The sequence below is a fragment of the Empedobacter tilapiae genome (assembly GCF_004785645.1).
GTDB classification, from domain to species: Bacteria; Bacteroidota; Bacteroidia; order Flavobacteriales; family Weeksellaceae; genus Empedobacter; species Empedobacter tilapiae.
On record NZ_SRPE01000014.1, the window covers coordinates 15,277 to 30,713 of the forward strand.

The 15,437-nt window shown below is 30.2% G+C and carries 13 protein-coding genes; 3 read left to right on the top strand and 10 right to left on the bottom strand.

The genetic code is table 11. From position 1 onward, the window contains the following. Positions 1–2: 2 nt before the first annotated feature. The 10 genes from E4J94_RS15865 to E4J94_RS17950 form a co-directional block, all read right to left on the bottom strand. Positions 3–3,860: a hypothetical protein gene (locus tag E4J94_RS15865; RefSeq protein WP_135836767.1), complete on the bottom strand. Its 3,858-nt coding sequence runs from the start codon at positions 3,858–3,860 to the stop codon at positions 3–5. 1 nt (position 3,861) lies between these two features. Then, complete coding sequence (locus tag E4J94_RS15870) at positions 3,862–4,440, bottom strand: hypothetical protein (RefSeq protein WP_135836768.1); 579 nt, start codon at positions 4,438–4,440, stop codon at positions 3,862–3,864. A 134-nt stretch (positions 4,441–4,574) separates the two neighbouring features. Then, complete coding sequence (locus E4J94_RS15875; protein ID WP_135836769.1) at positions 4,575–4,832, bottom strand: hypothetical protein; 258 nt, start codon at positions 4,830–4,832, stop codon at positions 4,575–4,577. 118 nt (positions 4,833–4,950) lie between these two features. Next, a complete protein-coding gene (locus E4J94_RS15880) occupies positions 4,951–5,937 on the bottom strand; it encodes an SH3 domain-containing protein (protein ID WP_135836770.1) in 987 nt (328 codons plus the stop codon). A 208-nt stretch (positions 5,938–6,145) separates the two neighbouring features. Beyond that, on the bottom strand, positions 6,146–6,814 hold the full coding sequence (locus E4J94_RS15885) for a response regulator transcription factor (protein WP_246034356.1): 669 nt from the start codon (positions 6,812–6,814) through the stop codon (positions 6,146–6,148). Then, positions 6,814–7,410: a sensor histidine kinase gene (locus E4J94_RS15890; protein WP_135836772.1), complete on the bottom strand. Its 597-nt coding sequence runs from the start codon at positions 7,408–7,410 to the stop codon at positions 6,814–6,816. The genes E4J94_RS15885 and E4J94_RS15890 overlap by 1 nt, the downstream gene beginning before the upstream one ends. A gap of 101 nt (positions 7,411–7,511) precedes the next feature. Then, on the bottom strand, positions 7,512–8,168 hold the full coding sequence (locus tag E4J94_RS15895; protein WP_135836773.1) for a hypothetical protein: 657 nt from the start codon (positions 8,166–8,168) through the stop codon (positions 7,512–7,514). 10 nt (positions 8,169–8,178) lie between these two features. Then, on the bottom strand, positions 8,179–8,820 hold the full coding sequence (locus E4J94_RS15900) for a hypothetical protein (RefSeq protein WP_135836774.1): 642 nt from the start codon (positions 8,818–8,820) through the stop codon (positions 8,179–8,181). 958 nt (positions 8,821–9,778) lie between these two features. Beyond that, the gene (locus E4J94_RS15905) at positions 9,779–10,558 is read right to left on the bottom strand and encodes a LuxR C-terminal-related transcriptional regulator (RefSeq protein ID WP_135836775.1); all 780 of its coding nucleotides are present in this window, start codon (positions 10,556–10,558) and stop codon (positions 9,779–9,781) included. A gap of 39 nt (positions 10,559–10,597) precedes the next feature. Then, positions 10,598–11,311 (bottom strand): LuxR C-terminal-related transcriptional regulator, encoded by a 714-nt coding sequence (locus E4J94_RS17950; protein ID WP_317129229.1) that lies wholly within the window; start codon positions 11,309–11,311, stop codon positions 10,598–10,600. A gap of 159 nt (positions 11,312–11,470) precedes the next feature. Between E4J94_RS17950 and E4J94_RS15915 the strand changes: the two genes are divergently transcribed. The 3 genes from E4J94_RS15915 to E4J94_RS15925 all read left to right on the top strand — a co-directional run bounded on the left by E4J94_RS15915 (position 11,471) and on the right by E4J94_RS15925 (position 15,416). After that, positions 11,471–13,354, top strand: coding sequence for a hypothetical protein (locus E4J94_RS15915; RefSeq protein WP_135836776.1), 1,884 nt, complete (start codon positions 11,471–11,473; stop codon positions 13,352–13,354). A gap of 410 nt (positions 13,355–13,764) precedes the next feature. Further along, complete coding sequence (locus E4J94_RS15920) at positions 13,765–14,073, top strand: GIY-YIG nuclease family protein (protein ID WP_135836777.1); 309 nt, start codon at positions 13,765–13,767, stop codon at positions 14,071–14,073. Positions 14,074–14,441: 368 nt separating this feature from the next. Next, positions 14,442–15,416, top strand: a complete 975-nt coding sequence (locus E4J94_RS15925) for a hypothetical protein (RefSeq protein WP_135836778.1) — start codon at positions 14,442–14,444, stop codon at positions 15,414–15,416. The last annotated feature ends 21 nt before the right edge of the window (positions 15,417–15,437 follow it).

The following is a 15,437-nucleotide window of genomic DNA, read 5'->3' on the forward strand; positions in this document are numbered from 1 at the left end:
GCTTATATTTTTGTGGATTTAATAGCTAACCAACCTTCTTTTAAAACCATTCTAGAGTTAGACGGTCTGTTAACATTAAATGGAGGAATAGACATTACGTTATTTTTAAATAATTCATATATTTCTAACTCCCTTTCATCTTTGTTTTCTTTATTGAATAATTCCATCCATTTTTCTTCGTTTATATAGAAGATATTGTCTTCTTTGTTTTGATTTTCATCGTAAATCAAAAACTCGTTCTCATCAAAAAACTTTTTATACCTATTAAATTGTCCTTGTTTCAATTCAATAGCTAAGTCTTGCGTTATCCGATTCTTTTTTAGTTCAGTTTTTATAGAATTATTTTCTAAAGATGGATTTTCGTCTTTTTTTGTTTTGTGTAGCTCGATCCAAGACCATCTGTAACGAGAATCTTTAGATAAAGACATTTCTAATGATTCTTTTTTTGTTAAAATTGGAGCTGTTAGCATAGTTAGTTCTATTTTTTTTAATGCGTTTTTAATCTGGTCAAAAGGAATTTTGGTACTAGAAACAGGTAGAAAACCAGTTTTTACATTTAAACTTCCTTTAGGATGCATTAAAACATATCTTTTACAAGAATTTCTGTTTTCATTTAATCTTAAATAGTTTTTTTTATCATTCTTTTTAGAATTAATACCTGTATAAATTCCTTTTAAAAGAGAGCCATCCATTTCAAAATAAATTTCACTTTCTAAGTTTGGCATTTTAGCCTCATTAGTGAATTCAATTTCTTTATAATATGAATCTAGATCACCATGCCAATAACCTAATACTCCATCATTATACTGATTTACATCTCCTATAGACATCGGCATTTTAACACGATCATATTGTCTCTGATTATCATAAGTATTGATACTAATTTTTTCATCAAAATTTAAATCGTACAAAGCTTCACCCTTTGTATATAAATTTATATTAACTAATGTAATAGCAATTGGAATGGTTGAAATAGTTTCTAAAAGAGATGGATTACTATTATCTTCAGGAAAACAATTAGCCATGGCATCCTGAGTATTCTTGATAAAAGCAGACATAAATTTAGTTTTTCTCTCTCCTTTTTTGCATTTAATTTTTATCCAATCGACAATCCTAGTTAAATGTATATTCTCAATAATCTCTTTATAATTTTCACCACTTTTTGCAATAGTAATTTCAAAAGGGGATGATTCCCAGTTACCACTATCATCAAGTGATCCTAAATGTTTACCATTTGTATCGAAAAACTCTAGTTTTTGAGTTAAATAAAAAGGTATAATCCAACCTATTACTGGCGAAGAATGTTGGTTTGTACTTGTTACATCAAAATCTATATCAACCGAAGCAGGCTGTAGATATCTTGGTGGAAGCTCAATCCACTGCGGTTTATTGTTTATCTTTTGATTTTGTGTTGTAAGTGTTTTTGTTGGTTGTATAATTATATTTCTTCCAAAGGAATCAACTATTCGTAAACTATTTAATCTAAATGCACCATTTCGAAAAGGGTTAAAAACAGAGTATTTATTTGGTGTTAATAAATTTAAATTTTTCTTATTTGAAGTAAGTAAATCAGTAATTTCTTTAGCCAGATTTTGATGATCAGAAAAACCATTAGGAATTAATGGTAATACAGTTAACGCATTGCTTCTTTGTAATAATTGATTGTTAAAATCAGATAGTGTCAATTCTAAAACATCTGTTTTATTTAAATTATCTATAGCGTTATTAATAACACCAACAATATTCTTATTTACTTTATTTTCAATTTTTTCACTATTTTCTTTTAAAGTATCTAATAGATGTTTTTTTACTGTATTCCCTACAAATGCATTACCATAATAGGTGTTAGAATTGGGCATGAAAGCAATATTACCTACATCATTATTTTTAATAATATCTGCATTAAGTTCATCTAGACCATAAGTGTTAGAAATAAAATCCTCATTAAAAATACCCGAGTTATTTATATAGTGCCCTTCTTTATTAGGTAAAAAACTAGCTTCCCATTCTACTTTGTAAGTAGTCCATTCATCAACTTTAATATTTTTTTGAAATAAAGGTTGATTTAATATGTCATTATTTGTAAACTCATCCCAAATATTATCAAATTTTACATTGATAATATTATCTTTTCCATTCTGATTTTCTTCATTTTTATATTTATCTGAATACAAATTGAATATCGAATTTTCTTTTGAATTTTCTGTAGAAATAATTACACTTGGGGGCAATGATTCGTAGTAATCTGTTTTACTAATCTGAGAAAGATTAAGCTCTGAATCTATTTTTTTATTATATAATTCTTTTATTTTTAATATAATTTCACTTTTCCCTTCTTCAGTTACACCTTTTTTACTAATTTTTAAAATTGCATTAACGAACTGAAAAGTTAAATATTTTTGATAGTAACCTTTCAATTTATTTTCGAATTCCTCTTTCGAAGTTTCTAGTTTACTTTCAAAAGTTCCAACTCTAGCTTTTAATTTTTTAATTTGAGAAATTAAAAGTTTAAGATCGCTTTTAATCTTATTTATGTTTTTGTTTTTATTTACAAATAAAGCATTTAAATAGGTAGACCAATGAATATACAAACTTTCGAGTTCAGTATTCAATCTAAAACACTCAAGCTCATATTCATTTAATTGTCTATTTAAAAAATACAAATTTTCAGTGAGTTTATATTTTGAGTCTTTTTGTGTTAATTCATTAAAATTTGTTTTAATTTGAGATGAAATTTTCTCTATAATTTTTTCATTTACTGAAATTTCACTGTCAAATATCAATGTATTTAATATTCTAATAATTTCATCTGAATTGCTTTCTGTTATATTACTTTCATCTATTGTTTCATTTAAATTGTATGAAAAATTGGATACATCAATATCATACTCAACTACTTCATTATCAATATCATCACCATCACTAGCTACATTTATGTTATTCTTAGTTATATTGATAATATACTGTGTAGTCCCAGAAATTTTATTGAATTGTTTTTCGTGTCTTTTTATTCTTAATCGTGAAAGCCAATCTAACTTTAAGTCATTTAACTCGTCAAAATTTAATATAGATTCTATTTGCTCTTCTATCTTAATTTTATCTGTATCATTATTTTTATCCGTTAGTAATGCAACAAGCGTTTCCTGTAAAGAATTCGCAATAGAAACATCAAAATTTATTAATTTAGATTTTCCCGTAGATTCTTCTAGCTTAAATCGACCTGCGACAATAAATTCTTCTTTTTTATCGACCCAACCAATAATAGAATAAACATCATTCTCATTTCCATCGGGATCATGAAAACCAAAAATAGAACGACAGTTAGGGTAATGCACATCAAAAGACATAGAACCCCAGCCTAAGGCTGTGAGACTCTTTAAATAATTAGTATGTTTTGGTCTTGTGTTCCATTCATCAAGGCTATATCTTCTTCCAACATAATGAAAATTAAAATCTTTTCCTTCCTCACCTTCTACATACGTACAAGTATTATATTTAAATAATTTTTCGTCATATACATTCCATATATAATCACTTTCTATAACATATTCTTTACCTGTACGTTCATTTTTAACATACCAACGATTAGGCGCAAGCGGAAGATTACCTTGCTCATCGAACTTTTTAAAATGAGCAGGTAATACAAAGTGTAAATGAACTCCCTTCTCCAGATAAATAGCATTATCATAAGAAAAAGGCCTAGGTATAATAGAATTTGTCTCTAAAGGTGTATTGGGATTTTCAAATACACCTTTTTCTTCATTCATCCAAGGTATATTTTCAAAACGAATATCTTGGCCGATAACTTGTTCTGGAGATTCTAAGTATAGCGCATTAATATGGAGAGGAAGTAATTTCATCTTAATCAATAACCTTTACAGTCGTTTCTAGTTGTTTAAAAATTTCTTCTGTTGAACCTAATTTCATCATTCTTTTAACAATAGTACGTTCAGTATTCCAAACAGAAAAACTAACAGCATTAATAGAAAACATTCCAGCTAAATCTGAGAAGAAATCCTTACTATCTATACTTATAGATAAAGCATATTCCCATTCAGCTTTTTTATCTGTTGCTTTTAGGTCACTTCCATCCTCTTTACACTCAACCTCATTGTTATCAACTACTTTATAATATGCTTTTTTGTATAAAAAGACAGTATCTAAATAGAATTTTATTTTATTGATATCAAAAGGTGAATCTTTTTTATTATTTTCCTTCAAATTACCCTCTATCAACTTTTCAGTTTCCTTTTCATCTTTTCCAAATACTTTTTTAAAAGCATCTTTAATTTCTCCAATTGTAAATGATTCATTTGCTTCTACTGAAGTAGGTGTTAAAAGATATTCTTTTACAATAACTTTTTCTTTCTTTTCATTTTTTACAACTACTGCTAAATCTCTTTTTAAAAAAATAAGAGATACCCCTAATTGAAATTCCATAATTAAAATTTTATTTTATCCTACTCATCTGGCTTTTCGGAATACGCCCCGTTTAAATGGTTTCTGGACTCCATTTCTATCTTAATAAGTAAGATTTAATTCCTAACTGATAAAGGGTTTGATTTTAAAGACAATTATCCATTTAATTTATCTGGACCAGTACACGCAAACTTATGCGGACCAATTATATACTTAACCCTAAGTACTGTATCGGCATTAGTATTATTTGTCCCTTTCGAATTGTAAATTAATTCTTCACCTTCCTTAACTTCATGATGTCTATACCACTCCTTTGTACAAACTACCCAACATTTCTCATCTAGAACTACTTCACGTTCAATTGATGTAACTGCTGCTTCATCTTTTCTATCATTAGTCATAATTGTTCCCATTTTTTTTAATATTTATCTTTCCCTACTCTTATGGCTTTTCGGAATACGCCCCGTTTGTAATGGTTTCTGATCTCCATTTTATTTAAACAATTTTTGAAATATGAAAAAAGGAATAAGATTAGTATTGTAAATATTTTTGATTTACCCATTTATCGTCCAATCCTATTTTTATCCAATTTTCTTTCTTTTCATATTCAAAAACTTCATCTCCTTTTTTCAAAACACCTATCAATTTATATTCTGATGAAGCTCCTATTCGTACATTAAGGGAAGGAGCTCCTACTATTGCTCTTTTTACCTTATTGGTATATTTTGAAGAAATCCAACACTCTTTATCTTGAGATATTTTATACCAATTATCTTTTGTATCAACTATTCTAATGATTGCGCCATAATAAACTGCAGCTACATCTTTACTTATATTATAGTTAACATTTGGTCCAGTTCTTACATTTAGAGATTGAGTATTAATCATTGCGTAATCACAATTTGTAGGTAAAACAGGATTATAATTATGTGTTTCTAATTCTTTTATAACTAGTGGTAAAAAACTATTTTTAAAGTTTACTACTTTATTACCTCCAAAAAAATTAGTTCCTGGGCAAGTCTTATTACAACCATTACCATCATTACGAGTTCCATTATCTAGTCGAAACCAATGATGATATACAATTGATTTATCAGAAGGTTGAAGCCCAAACTTTTTACACAAAATTGCTGTTACTGAAATAATTGTATTAGCTTGTTGTGCTGTCATCACATCTGCTCCTATATCAAAATTTCCTACATTTTCTATACATATCGCGTGTGCATTTTGAAAGCTAATACATGCAGGGGATTTTTCAAAAGATCGTCCTGTTACTATACTGCCATCAGGAAAAACACTAATATGCTGGCCGATATCTGCCCATCCATTTTGTTGTACATGGCATTCTTTCATGGCCTTTTGTCTTTCAAAATGATTACTTCCATCAAAATGTTTATAATTTGGTATGTAGGTGTGATGTTGTTGTATTTGACATATGGTTCTTGAAATTCGTATCGTTTTGATCCAATTTCTAAACTCTTCTACTGTCATTTTATAAAAGCCATATTTGTTTTCCATAATTGTTTGTTTTTTGTTATGCTATCGATACCAATAAAACAAACTTACTTTAACTAAATACACTAAAACAGCGTAAAAACACTGGAAAATAAAAATTAGGTAGATTTACCTATTCTAGGTTTTAATCAAGAATTAATACATCTTTTGAAAAAAAAATCACCTATTAAGAAATCCTAATAGGTGAATGATAAATGTTATATTGTATAAATTAAATTATAAAAATATCTTGAGGATTTAGTATCTTCTTCTGAATAGCATACAAAACTAAACCTGCAATATTTTTTGTTCCAGTTTTTAGAAAAAGATTATTTTTATGACCTTCTACTGTTCGAGTCGAAATAAATAGTAGTTCACCTATTTCTTTAGCTGTATTTTGCATTGCAATAAGTTTTAATATCTCTATTTCTCGTTCTGTAATGCCCTCTGATAAAAATTGAGCAGCCGAATTAGATAACGGTATCTGATCTCTAAGCACCTCAATCTGTGTCGGTAACAAATAAAATCCATGTTTATTCACTTCATTTATTACATCTATTAACTTAGAGAGAGAAATACCTTTTGGTAAAAATGCTGCTACACCATGCTTTATCATAAAGCTTAAAAAACTATCTTGATAATGTGATGAAATTATAATGACAGATAATTCTGGATAATTATGTTTTATAAATTGAGTTAGTTCTACACCATTCATTTCTTTCATCTTAAGGTCGATTAACAAAATATGTGGCAATTCCTCTGCTTGTTTTAAAAAATCGATTGCTTCCTGTCCAGATGTTTTAGAAAAAAGCATGTCACAATTTTGTTGTTCTTGTAAAAACTTTGTCATCAAATCTACAATTAAATAATCATCATCTACAATTCCTATTTTTATTTTCATTATGATATAACAATTAATGTTCGAAATCCATTTAGTGAGGGATAAAATTTTACTTTACCTTTTAACTGTGCAACTCTATCTTTTATACTATCTAAACCTAGTCCTGTATATTTTGGTGTTTGCAAAACACATCCATTATCTGAATATAATAAAATTACACAATTCGTTACTTTTATTGTAATATTTATTTTGCTAGCATTAGCGTGTTTACGTGTATTTGTAATAAGTTCTTGTAAAATTCTTACCAGATGTAATTTCTGTTCCTCCGACCATTTGATATCACGTCGTATATCAGTATAATAATTTATTTCGTAACCTGTTTTATAAAGAGAAATACATTGTTGTATCAAGTCATTTAAAGATGATTCTTTTAGTAGAGGAGGATATAAATTATGAGATAACCTTCTCGAATCTTCAATACATTCTCCCAAGATATCATCTATTTTTTCTATCGGTATCTGCATTTGTAAGCCATACCGAATAGCTGTCATTTTACCAATAATTGCATCATGAAGATCATTCGCAAATCGTTTACGTTCTTCTTCTAAACTTTGCAGAGTTGCTTCTTTTAGCTGTAAAGTATACTCGTGAGACATTTTTTGTTGATTCAATTTATTCTTGTATCGCTGACGAATATTCATATTAAAAACATAAATTAAACAAATAATAATCCCACTAACAAATAGTAATACAATTACTATCCAAAAAATGATTGTTTCTTGATTTTTCCATAACGCCAAAGATGAGTTAGCAAATAAAAATAAAAAAATACAAGAAGAAAAAGGTTGAATAACCATAGCAATAAACTTATACTTAATGGAACATTAACAATAAAATTAATTGGCAAATAAAAAATAAAATTTAATGAAAAATATAAAAGAATGATAGCATTTAATTTTAGGATTTGTTTCTCTACAAAATTATCTTTTAGCATATAAAAATAAAAAACAATACTACTTACAACTATATAAATAGAACTAAGACATCGTGTATATGTCTGAAAATGTAAAACTGTTTCTATTTTAATATTAACGATATCTAAAACAATATAAATAAATAGTAAAATAGCAGGAATCAAACCTAAAATCTTTAATTTAGGTAACAGTGTTAGATAATAAAATAGGTAAAATAAAATCAATTCAACTAGTGCAAAAAGAGCTATAAAGTTTAAGTTTTCTTGAAAACGATAAGACCAATATCTGCTACTTAGATCAAAGAATAAAGAGAGTAAAAGATAAGTATAAATTATTTTTTGGTAAGATTCTTTTATATTTCGAAAAATATAAATTGCCGTGCAGCCTATAAAAAGAATAAAGGGAACTATCCATGTTCCCAAATCTAATATTTCTGTCAACATTTTTTTCTTAGTTATGTTCTAAAAGAAATAAAGTTTTTGTTGTTGGCGGGAATGGAGGTACTAATCGTATTGTATCATAGCTAATTTCTGCTTCTTGCATACGATCTTTTTCTATATTTTTAATAATTAAATCAAGTCTATAATCTTTTTCTTTTGCTGTTCTTGCTTTTTTTATTGCAAAGTATGCTCTATGACTAGTTGTCAATAAGTCTTCTGTAGGTATTTTAAAACAACGAACTAAGTTATCATCTCCTGATACTTGTTCTTTTAAATAAGAATATGGATCTTTTTTCCATCTACTAATTCTCTTTTTAACACGCTTATCATCAATAACTTCTTTTATCATCCCTTTTTTAGTATCTTTTTTAGTATATTTTATAAGATTAGCTATTGAAATATGGTTCGAAATATCAGATTTTTTTTCCTTACAATCATGGAAATCAGAAATTATAAAAATTTGAATATCTTTAAAATCTTCAGAAATTCCTATATAAGCATGTAAATATTCTGAATCACTTCCTAAACTAGGATTACTTTCAAATTCAAAATATTCATAATCCTTCAATATTTTTGTTAATCCTTCTACCCTATTTTCTTTTAGATACATTGACCAATTTTTAATATAGCCTTTAATTTCATCAAGTTTCATTTTTCTCGTTTTTAGTTTATAGTGTAATAATATTCAATATTAAACTTTTTTTTTGACATTTTAAAATATAGAAAAACTAAGAGAATAATTAAAACTCTAAATTCAATTTCGAAAAGCTTTTTAAAGTTTTTATTTTTAACCACATATGTTTATTGATTTCTTTTTTAGCTCGTTTCAATGGATTGAAGCTCGTTTGCAAATTGTATGTCGACTTTAAAACTCTTATTTACAGTAATCTCGACTTGTCAGCAATGACGGTTTTAAAATTCGTTATTATAAGTGAATTTGAATATTGAAAAAGAATTAAAAAAACGGCATTAAAACTCACACGTTAAGAAAATGGTTGAATAAAACGTAAAAAAGGTTTTAGCCCGTAGGGTTTTTAAAATCTTTAGTGGAATGAGAACATTTTTAGTAGAGAGGTTTACAGCCAAGAGTTTTTTGATTACTTTTTTGCTCATAAAAAAGTGACATTAAAGAAAAGGAATACATATACCCTTCTGGAAACCTTGATGAAAAAACATTTGAAATTAAAAGGAGAAGCTCTAGTGGAGCTTAGGTACATACGTTCATTTTTACTCATGAGTTATTATTGTTTTCAAATGAATTCATATTCCCTTCGGGGAAGTCTTGACACAAAAACATTTGAGATTAAGAGGAGAAGCTCCAGTGGAGCTTAGGTACATTTTTAAACTTTTACCTTAATGCAAAGTCTGTGCTAACAGAGTATGTGATTACAAAACATCAAGTCTGTGCCTACAAGTCGGTCAATAACGACTACTCGCTAAATGCTTTAAATCATTCACATATAAAATGTGAACAGTAAATCATTTTTAACGCTCACTACGTCGAATTGACACTCGACTCTTCAGCAATGACGATCTATAAATTTGTTGTTAAAAGCAAACTTGAATTAGAAAAATGATTATAAAAATATCATATAACTTGAAGTTGAGTATTAAATTTTATTTATTAAATCAAATTCAAGGGCAAAACGTAACAATTCAGCAAAGGATTTTGCATCTAATTTTCGGATGATATTTTTTCTGTGCGTAGCTACTGTTTGTTTTGAAATAAATAGTTCATCAGCAATTTCTATAGAAGATTTACCTACACTTAATAATGCTAAAACTTCCTTTTCGCGTTTGGTTAAAGAACAGTAAATTGTTGAATTATTATTGGGCGATAATACATTATAATAAGAAGGTTCACTATCTAATCCTATAAACGAAAGTCCTAGAGGTTTATGATCAGTTTTTAAAAGTGAAATATCAGTATGGACACCTAAAACTCTTATCACACCACCATTATCAGAACTTTGTATAGTAGAAACTTGTTGTAAAATCCATTTGTAACAATTGTTAGCACAACGTATTCGGTAATCATAATGAACTTTATAGTTCAGGATTTTATTTGGAGGAAGTTGAGTAAAGAAATCAGTTACTTTCTGTTCATATTGTACAAATCGATCTTGATCTTCAGGATGAATATTATGGATAACTAAATCTGGTGAGAAATCATCAGGTTTATATCCTATAACATTAATGATCTCAGGACTTACGAATTCCATTTTAGCTTCAAGAACATTAAAAATATAGTAATAATAGCTTCCAGGATGGAATCTGTCAAACAGTTTTTTATAAATCTCTAATTCAAAATTAGGAGAAATCTTTGTTTTGTAATCTTTAGAAATCTCTCTCCACGTTTTTTTTACTTCATCAAACTTAAGTAGTGTCATATTTAGAGGTTTAGTGTGTTTACATTAATATCTAAAAAATCAATCCGTAATCAAATCAAATGCTAGGGCAAATCGCAACAATTCGGCAAAGGATTTTACATCTAATTTTCGGATGATGTTTTTTCGGTGGGTTGCAACGGTTTCTTTTGAAATAAAGAGCTGATCTGCAATTTCCATCGATGATTTTCCAATGCTTAGCAAAGTTAGAATTTCTTTTTCGCGTTTGGTAAGTAAAGCGAATTTCTTATAATTATTTCTAATATATTCATTTTCATCTAACACTCGTTTTACTTTCTCCATCAATGCTCCTACACCATCAATCGGTGTCGAAAGCATAATCAATCGTTGTTGATCTGCATCATTCTTTTCTAATAATTTACAAACGGTGTAAAACCATCTGTGTTTATCGGCTTTATAAACTTTTACACGCTGAAAAAAATTGAGTTGCGTAGCATGATCTCCTTCATTACAATAACGGATAACTTTCGGGTAAATATCTTCTAAATCTTCTTGTACAAAAAATTGTTCGTAATAATATGCTTGTAGAGCATTTAGCTCTTCCAATTCTACACCCAAATTGTTACAGCCCCAGTTGTTCATGTAAATAATTTGTTGCGGTATACCATCGCTTAACTCATGAACCATTATGGAAGCAGGAATAACTTCTGAAATATCGGCTACATCAAAAGAATCCTTTGAGAGATTTCGTTCTATCTGAAAAAGTTTCTGTTCTATGTCTTCATATTCTTTCATATTACAAGCATTTTAAATAAAAGAAGCTGAAATTTTATGATTTTTAGAATGAATTGTATCAAATATACTTAATTTTTTGTTAAAAATACCCTCTAGTGGGTATTGTTTCATGTGATTCCCACAAATAACTTTGATTGATCAATGATAATCTATAAAAGCATGAATACTATTACTAAAACAATAGCAGGCATTTTCGGGATGATTTGTTTGCTTATCGCAGTAGATGCAAGGGCACAATCGCAGTGGTCAAATCCAGCGACAGTTGGTTCTCGTTCAGAAGTAGTTCTTTTATACAGTTACCAATGGGTAACTGCCGGAAAAGGACATCAGGATTTAAAAATTGTTTGTAAGAATATAACAACAGACAAAATAAAATTCAAGATTAATTATGAAGTTCATTTTCATAGCGGAGATGTAGAACGTGTAGCTTCGGAGAATACGATTGAATTAAAACCAGGTGAAGTTTATGACCCAAAATCTGTTGCAGATTGGGGAGGTGTTTATATGCGTTATTTTCTTACACCAACAGGAGGAAAATATGGCGCAAAAGAAAAGTGGTTTCAGTTTGGAAAAGACAGTTATGGGACACCTTTATATACTGCTATACATAGCGTAATGAATATGAAAATTACAGATTTTGAAAATCTTAGTCTGAAAGAACGGGAAGAAAAAGAAAAATTAGATAAACAGAAGAAAGAAGCCGAAGAGAAAAAGAAAAAAGAGGAGGAAGAAAAGAAACGTAAAGAAGCCGAAACTAAAAATCAGCAAACAACGTCTAAAAAAGAGACATCTAATAATGATACGTCTAATGAAACAACATCAAACAACAAAACTACCGATGATTTTTGGGGAGAGGGATCTTCTTCTAAAAAGTCAACAACCTCAAACAATAACAACAAAGACTTGTATCCGAAAGACGAAAATTTTGTTGCCGATTCTAAATTTAAAGATAAGTTGAGTGGCGTTAAAGAAGGAGAATATTTTACTGATGGTGCTGGTGGTTATTATAAAAAAGAATTAGGTGGCGCGCGTAAAGTAGATAAAATGGTTTATGAACGCGAAGCAGCGAATAAGATTTACGAAAAAATGGAACGCCAAGAAGCAGAACGCCAACAACGCGATGCCGAATTTAAACAAAACTGGGATAATATGAGTACCAGCTTTTATGCGATGTCGGTAGCTAAAGAGGGTATGCGAGATGCTAAAGATTTGGGCAGTGGTTATTCGAGTATTGAAGAACTCAATGCCGCTTTTAATCAAAAAATGCGTCAAGTATCGGCAATGGGTAGTCAAATGCAAGCATCTACTAACCAAGCTGTACAAGCTTATTCAAATGTAATAAGTACAGGTTCCAGTGGCTATGATTACTCAGGATATACCAATGCTATAGGAACTATTGCTTCTGCTATTTCGGCAAATAAAGCAGAAAATGAGGCAAGAGAAGAACTGAAAAGACAACGCGCAGAAGAAGAAGCACGAATAAAAAAAGTACAATTAGACGCTTTAATCGCTATCCGTACGGAGATTGGTAAAGTCTATACCGAAGGCGGAATGCCGTTAAGTGCACACAAAATAACCGCTCCCGTGTTGTATGTATTTGCCTATAACAGCAACAAAGCCGATTGGGATAAAAACCAAAGCGTACCGATGAGCATCAGCAACATAATTCCTGTTTATCGTTACAGCGACGGTACTTATCCTTATACATCCAATGTAAAGCGAACCTTTGAAAACGCCGGTATCAGCAGTCCGGTTTTAATGGGGTATTTCACCAATAAAAGTGAAGCCGAAAATTACCGCAGTTCCCTGTTAGAGGTTGCACCTAATGCCAAGTTTGCTGTAAAAGAAGTGGAAGTAAAAGAACAAAAGCCAAATACAACAACCAATACTTCGGAAACTGATTTTTGGGGAACAAAAACCGAAACTAAAAAGCAAGACAATACCCAAAACACCGAAACCGACTTTTGGGGTACATCAACAAAAGATAAAAAAGCAGAGCCTAAAAAGGAAACAAAAAAAGAAGTTGACTTTTGGAGTAAGTAAGGTCTCATGCCGAATGTCATCCTAAGCTTGTCGAAGGATCTCTTGAGATCCCTCCACTTCAACATCTGTCATTCCGAGGCACTCGAGGCATCTCATGTTATAAACAATAGAGATGTTTCGACTCCACTGTCGTTTCGCTCAACATGACAAAGCGGCTGTCTTTCCGACCTAAGTGTAACGAAGTGGAGGAATCTCAAAAAAGAAAAGATTTCTCGACAAGCTCGAAATGACAAAAAATAACAAAGCGCATGTCATTCCGATGAACGAAGCATAGCGGAGTGACAGAGGAATCTCAAAAAAGAAAAGATTTCTCGACAAGCTCGAAATGACAAAAAATAACAAAGCGCGTGTCATTCCGATGAACGAAGCATAGCGGAGTGACAGAGGAATCTCATAAAAAAGCAAAGAATATGTACAAAACAACAGGCACGCATAATTATTACGTATACATCTTAACCAATAAAGTAAAAACTGTATTGTACATCGGTGTGACGAATGATTTAAAAGAACGTTTGTATTGGCATCAAAATCCCGAAGCCAATTCAAAGGCTTTTACTGCAAAATACAACTGTTTTTACTTAATCTATTATGAACATTTTCAGGAGATTGAACAAGCTATTAACAGAGAAAAACAATTAAAAAAATGGAGAAGAGAGAAAAAAGAAAAATTGATTGAATCATTTAATCCGGAATGGATTTTTTTGAATGATGAAATATAGAGATGTTTCGACTTCCACTTCGACAAGCTCAGTGTTCGCTCAACATGACAAAGCGCCTGTCATTCCGAATGAAGCGAAGCGGAATTGAGGAATCTCACGCTATAAATGCAGAAATGTTTCGACTCCGTTGCACTTCGCTCAACATGACAAAGCGCCTGTCATTCCGAATGAAGCGAAGCGGAATTGAGGAATCTCACGCTATAAATGCAGAAATGTTTCGACTCCGTTGCACTTCGCTCAACATGACAAAGCGCCTGTCTTTCCGAATGCAGCGAAGCGGAATTGAGGAATCTCAAAACAATAGAGATTTCTCGACAAGCTCGAAATGACAAAAAACAAAATAATAAACAAATAAACAATAATAAATCATGAAACAGTTTTTACAAATTTTAATCTTTTTGTGTGTAGCAACAGTTGCCAACGCACAAAGCAGTTTAGAAGCAAAAATGGCATATCAAATGGCTGAGGAAAAGTTTGATGCCAAACAATACACCGAAGCGTTGGATTATTTGGAAAAAGCCGAAACCGCTTTGGGTAGCACCAACCCGCCGATGCTGTTTTTGAAGGTCATGATAACCAACCAAATTGTTACCGTCAAAGAAAGCACAGACAATTACCGAAAGTTAGAAAAAGCCATTGCCGATTTCGACAAGCACAAAGACAAAAATGCACTTGGCGAAGACAAACAAATGGACGTTTACCGTATAAAAATGGATTTGGATAAACGGAAAAATGCTTACGAAAAAGAAGCAAACCGCACAGCAGATTTAAAAAAGCAATATAATGAAATGGTTTATCGTTTGGCTGCTGAATTTCCAAAAACAGAGGTAACGGTACGTAATTTAATAGAAAGTGTACCTTCAACGTGGGCAAGACCTAAATGGGGAAGTGGATGGGATACTAGAATTAAAGATAGGGATTATGAAAGATTTGTAAAATGGGGTAAAGTAAGTCTTACAACTAGTTACGAGGACACGCAAGGGAAGCTTTGTCTTGAAGAAATTAAAACACATAATCCTGGCGAAGACCGTATAAAAGGTTATGAAGTGAGAAAAAAAATAAAATATTATGATAAACCTAAAAATAATATCTCGAGAGATTTAACCATTGACGAAATCTGCGAAGTATTAAAAATAACACCACAACAATGGAGTGATTTTACATCGGGAATAAAACCTTTGATTACAAAAGATACTGATCCATACGGATATTGGGTTACTCTTACGTTATCTGAAAAAGATCCTGATGGAAAGTATAAATATTTTCAAATGTATATTTATGAAAAAACATGGGGTTATTCATATGAAGAAATGCGAATTGATATTTTCGAGAATACACTTTAAACAATAAATAATTAACACATA

What these genes read in the sequence shown, in the direction of transcription:
- E4J94_RS15875 (WP_135836769.1), bottom strand. Translation starts at nt 4,832, where the DNA reads ATGGGAACAATTATGACTAATGATAGAAAAGATGAAGCAGCAGTTACA.
- E4J94_RS17950 (WP_317129229.1), bottom strand. Translation starts at nt 11,311, where the DNA reads ATGAAAGAATATGAAGACATAGAACAGAAACTTTTTCAGATAGAACGA.
- E4J94_RS15925 (WP_135836778.1), top strand. Translation starts at nt 14,442, where the DNA reads ATGAAACAGTTTTTACAAATTTTAATCTTTTTGTGTGTAGCAACAGTT.
- E4J94_RS15920 (WP_135836777.1), top strand. Translation starts at nt 13,765, where the DNA reads ATGTACAAAACAACAGGCACGCATAATTATTACGTATACATCTTAACC.
- E4J94_RS15885 (WP_246034356.1), bottom strand. Translation starts at nt 6,814, where the DNA reads ATGAAAATAAAAATAGGAATTGTAGATGATGATTATTTAATTGTAGAT.
- E4J94_RS15880 (WP_135836770.1), bottom strand. Translation starts at nt 5,937, where the DNA reads ATGGAAAACAAATATGGCTTTTATAAAATGACAGTAGAAGAGTTTAGA.
- E4J94_RS15905 (WP_135836775.1), bottom strand. Translation starts at nt 10,558, where the DNA reads ATGACACTACTTAAGTTTGATGAAGTAAAAAAAACGTGGAGAGAGATT.
- E4J94_RS15865 (WP_135836767.1), bottom strand. Translation starts at nt 3,860, where the DNA reads ATGAAATTACTTCCTCTCCATATTAATGCGCTATACTTAGAATCTCCA.
- E4J94_RS15900 (WP_135836774.1), bottom strand. Translation starts at nt 8,820, where the DNA reads ATGAAACTTGATGAAATTAAAGGCTATATTAAAAATTGGTCAATGTAT.
- E4J94_RS15870 (WP_135836768.1), bottom strand. Translation starts at nt 4,440, where the DNA reads ATGGAATTTCAATTAGGGGTATCTCTTATTTTTTTAAAAAGAGATTTA.
- E4J94_RS15890 (WP_135836772.1), bottom strand. Translation starts at nt 7,410, where the DNA reads ATGTCTCACGAGTATACTTTACAGCTAAAAGAAGCAACTCTGCAAAGT.
- E4J94_RS15915 (WP_135836776.1), top strand. Translation starts at nt 11,471, where the DNA reads ATGAATACTATTACTAAAACAATAGCAGGCATTTTCGGGATGATTTGT.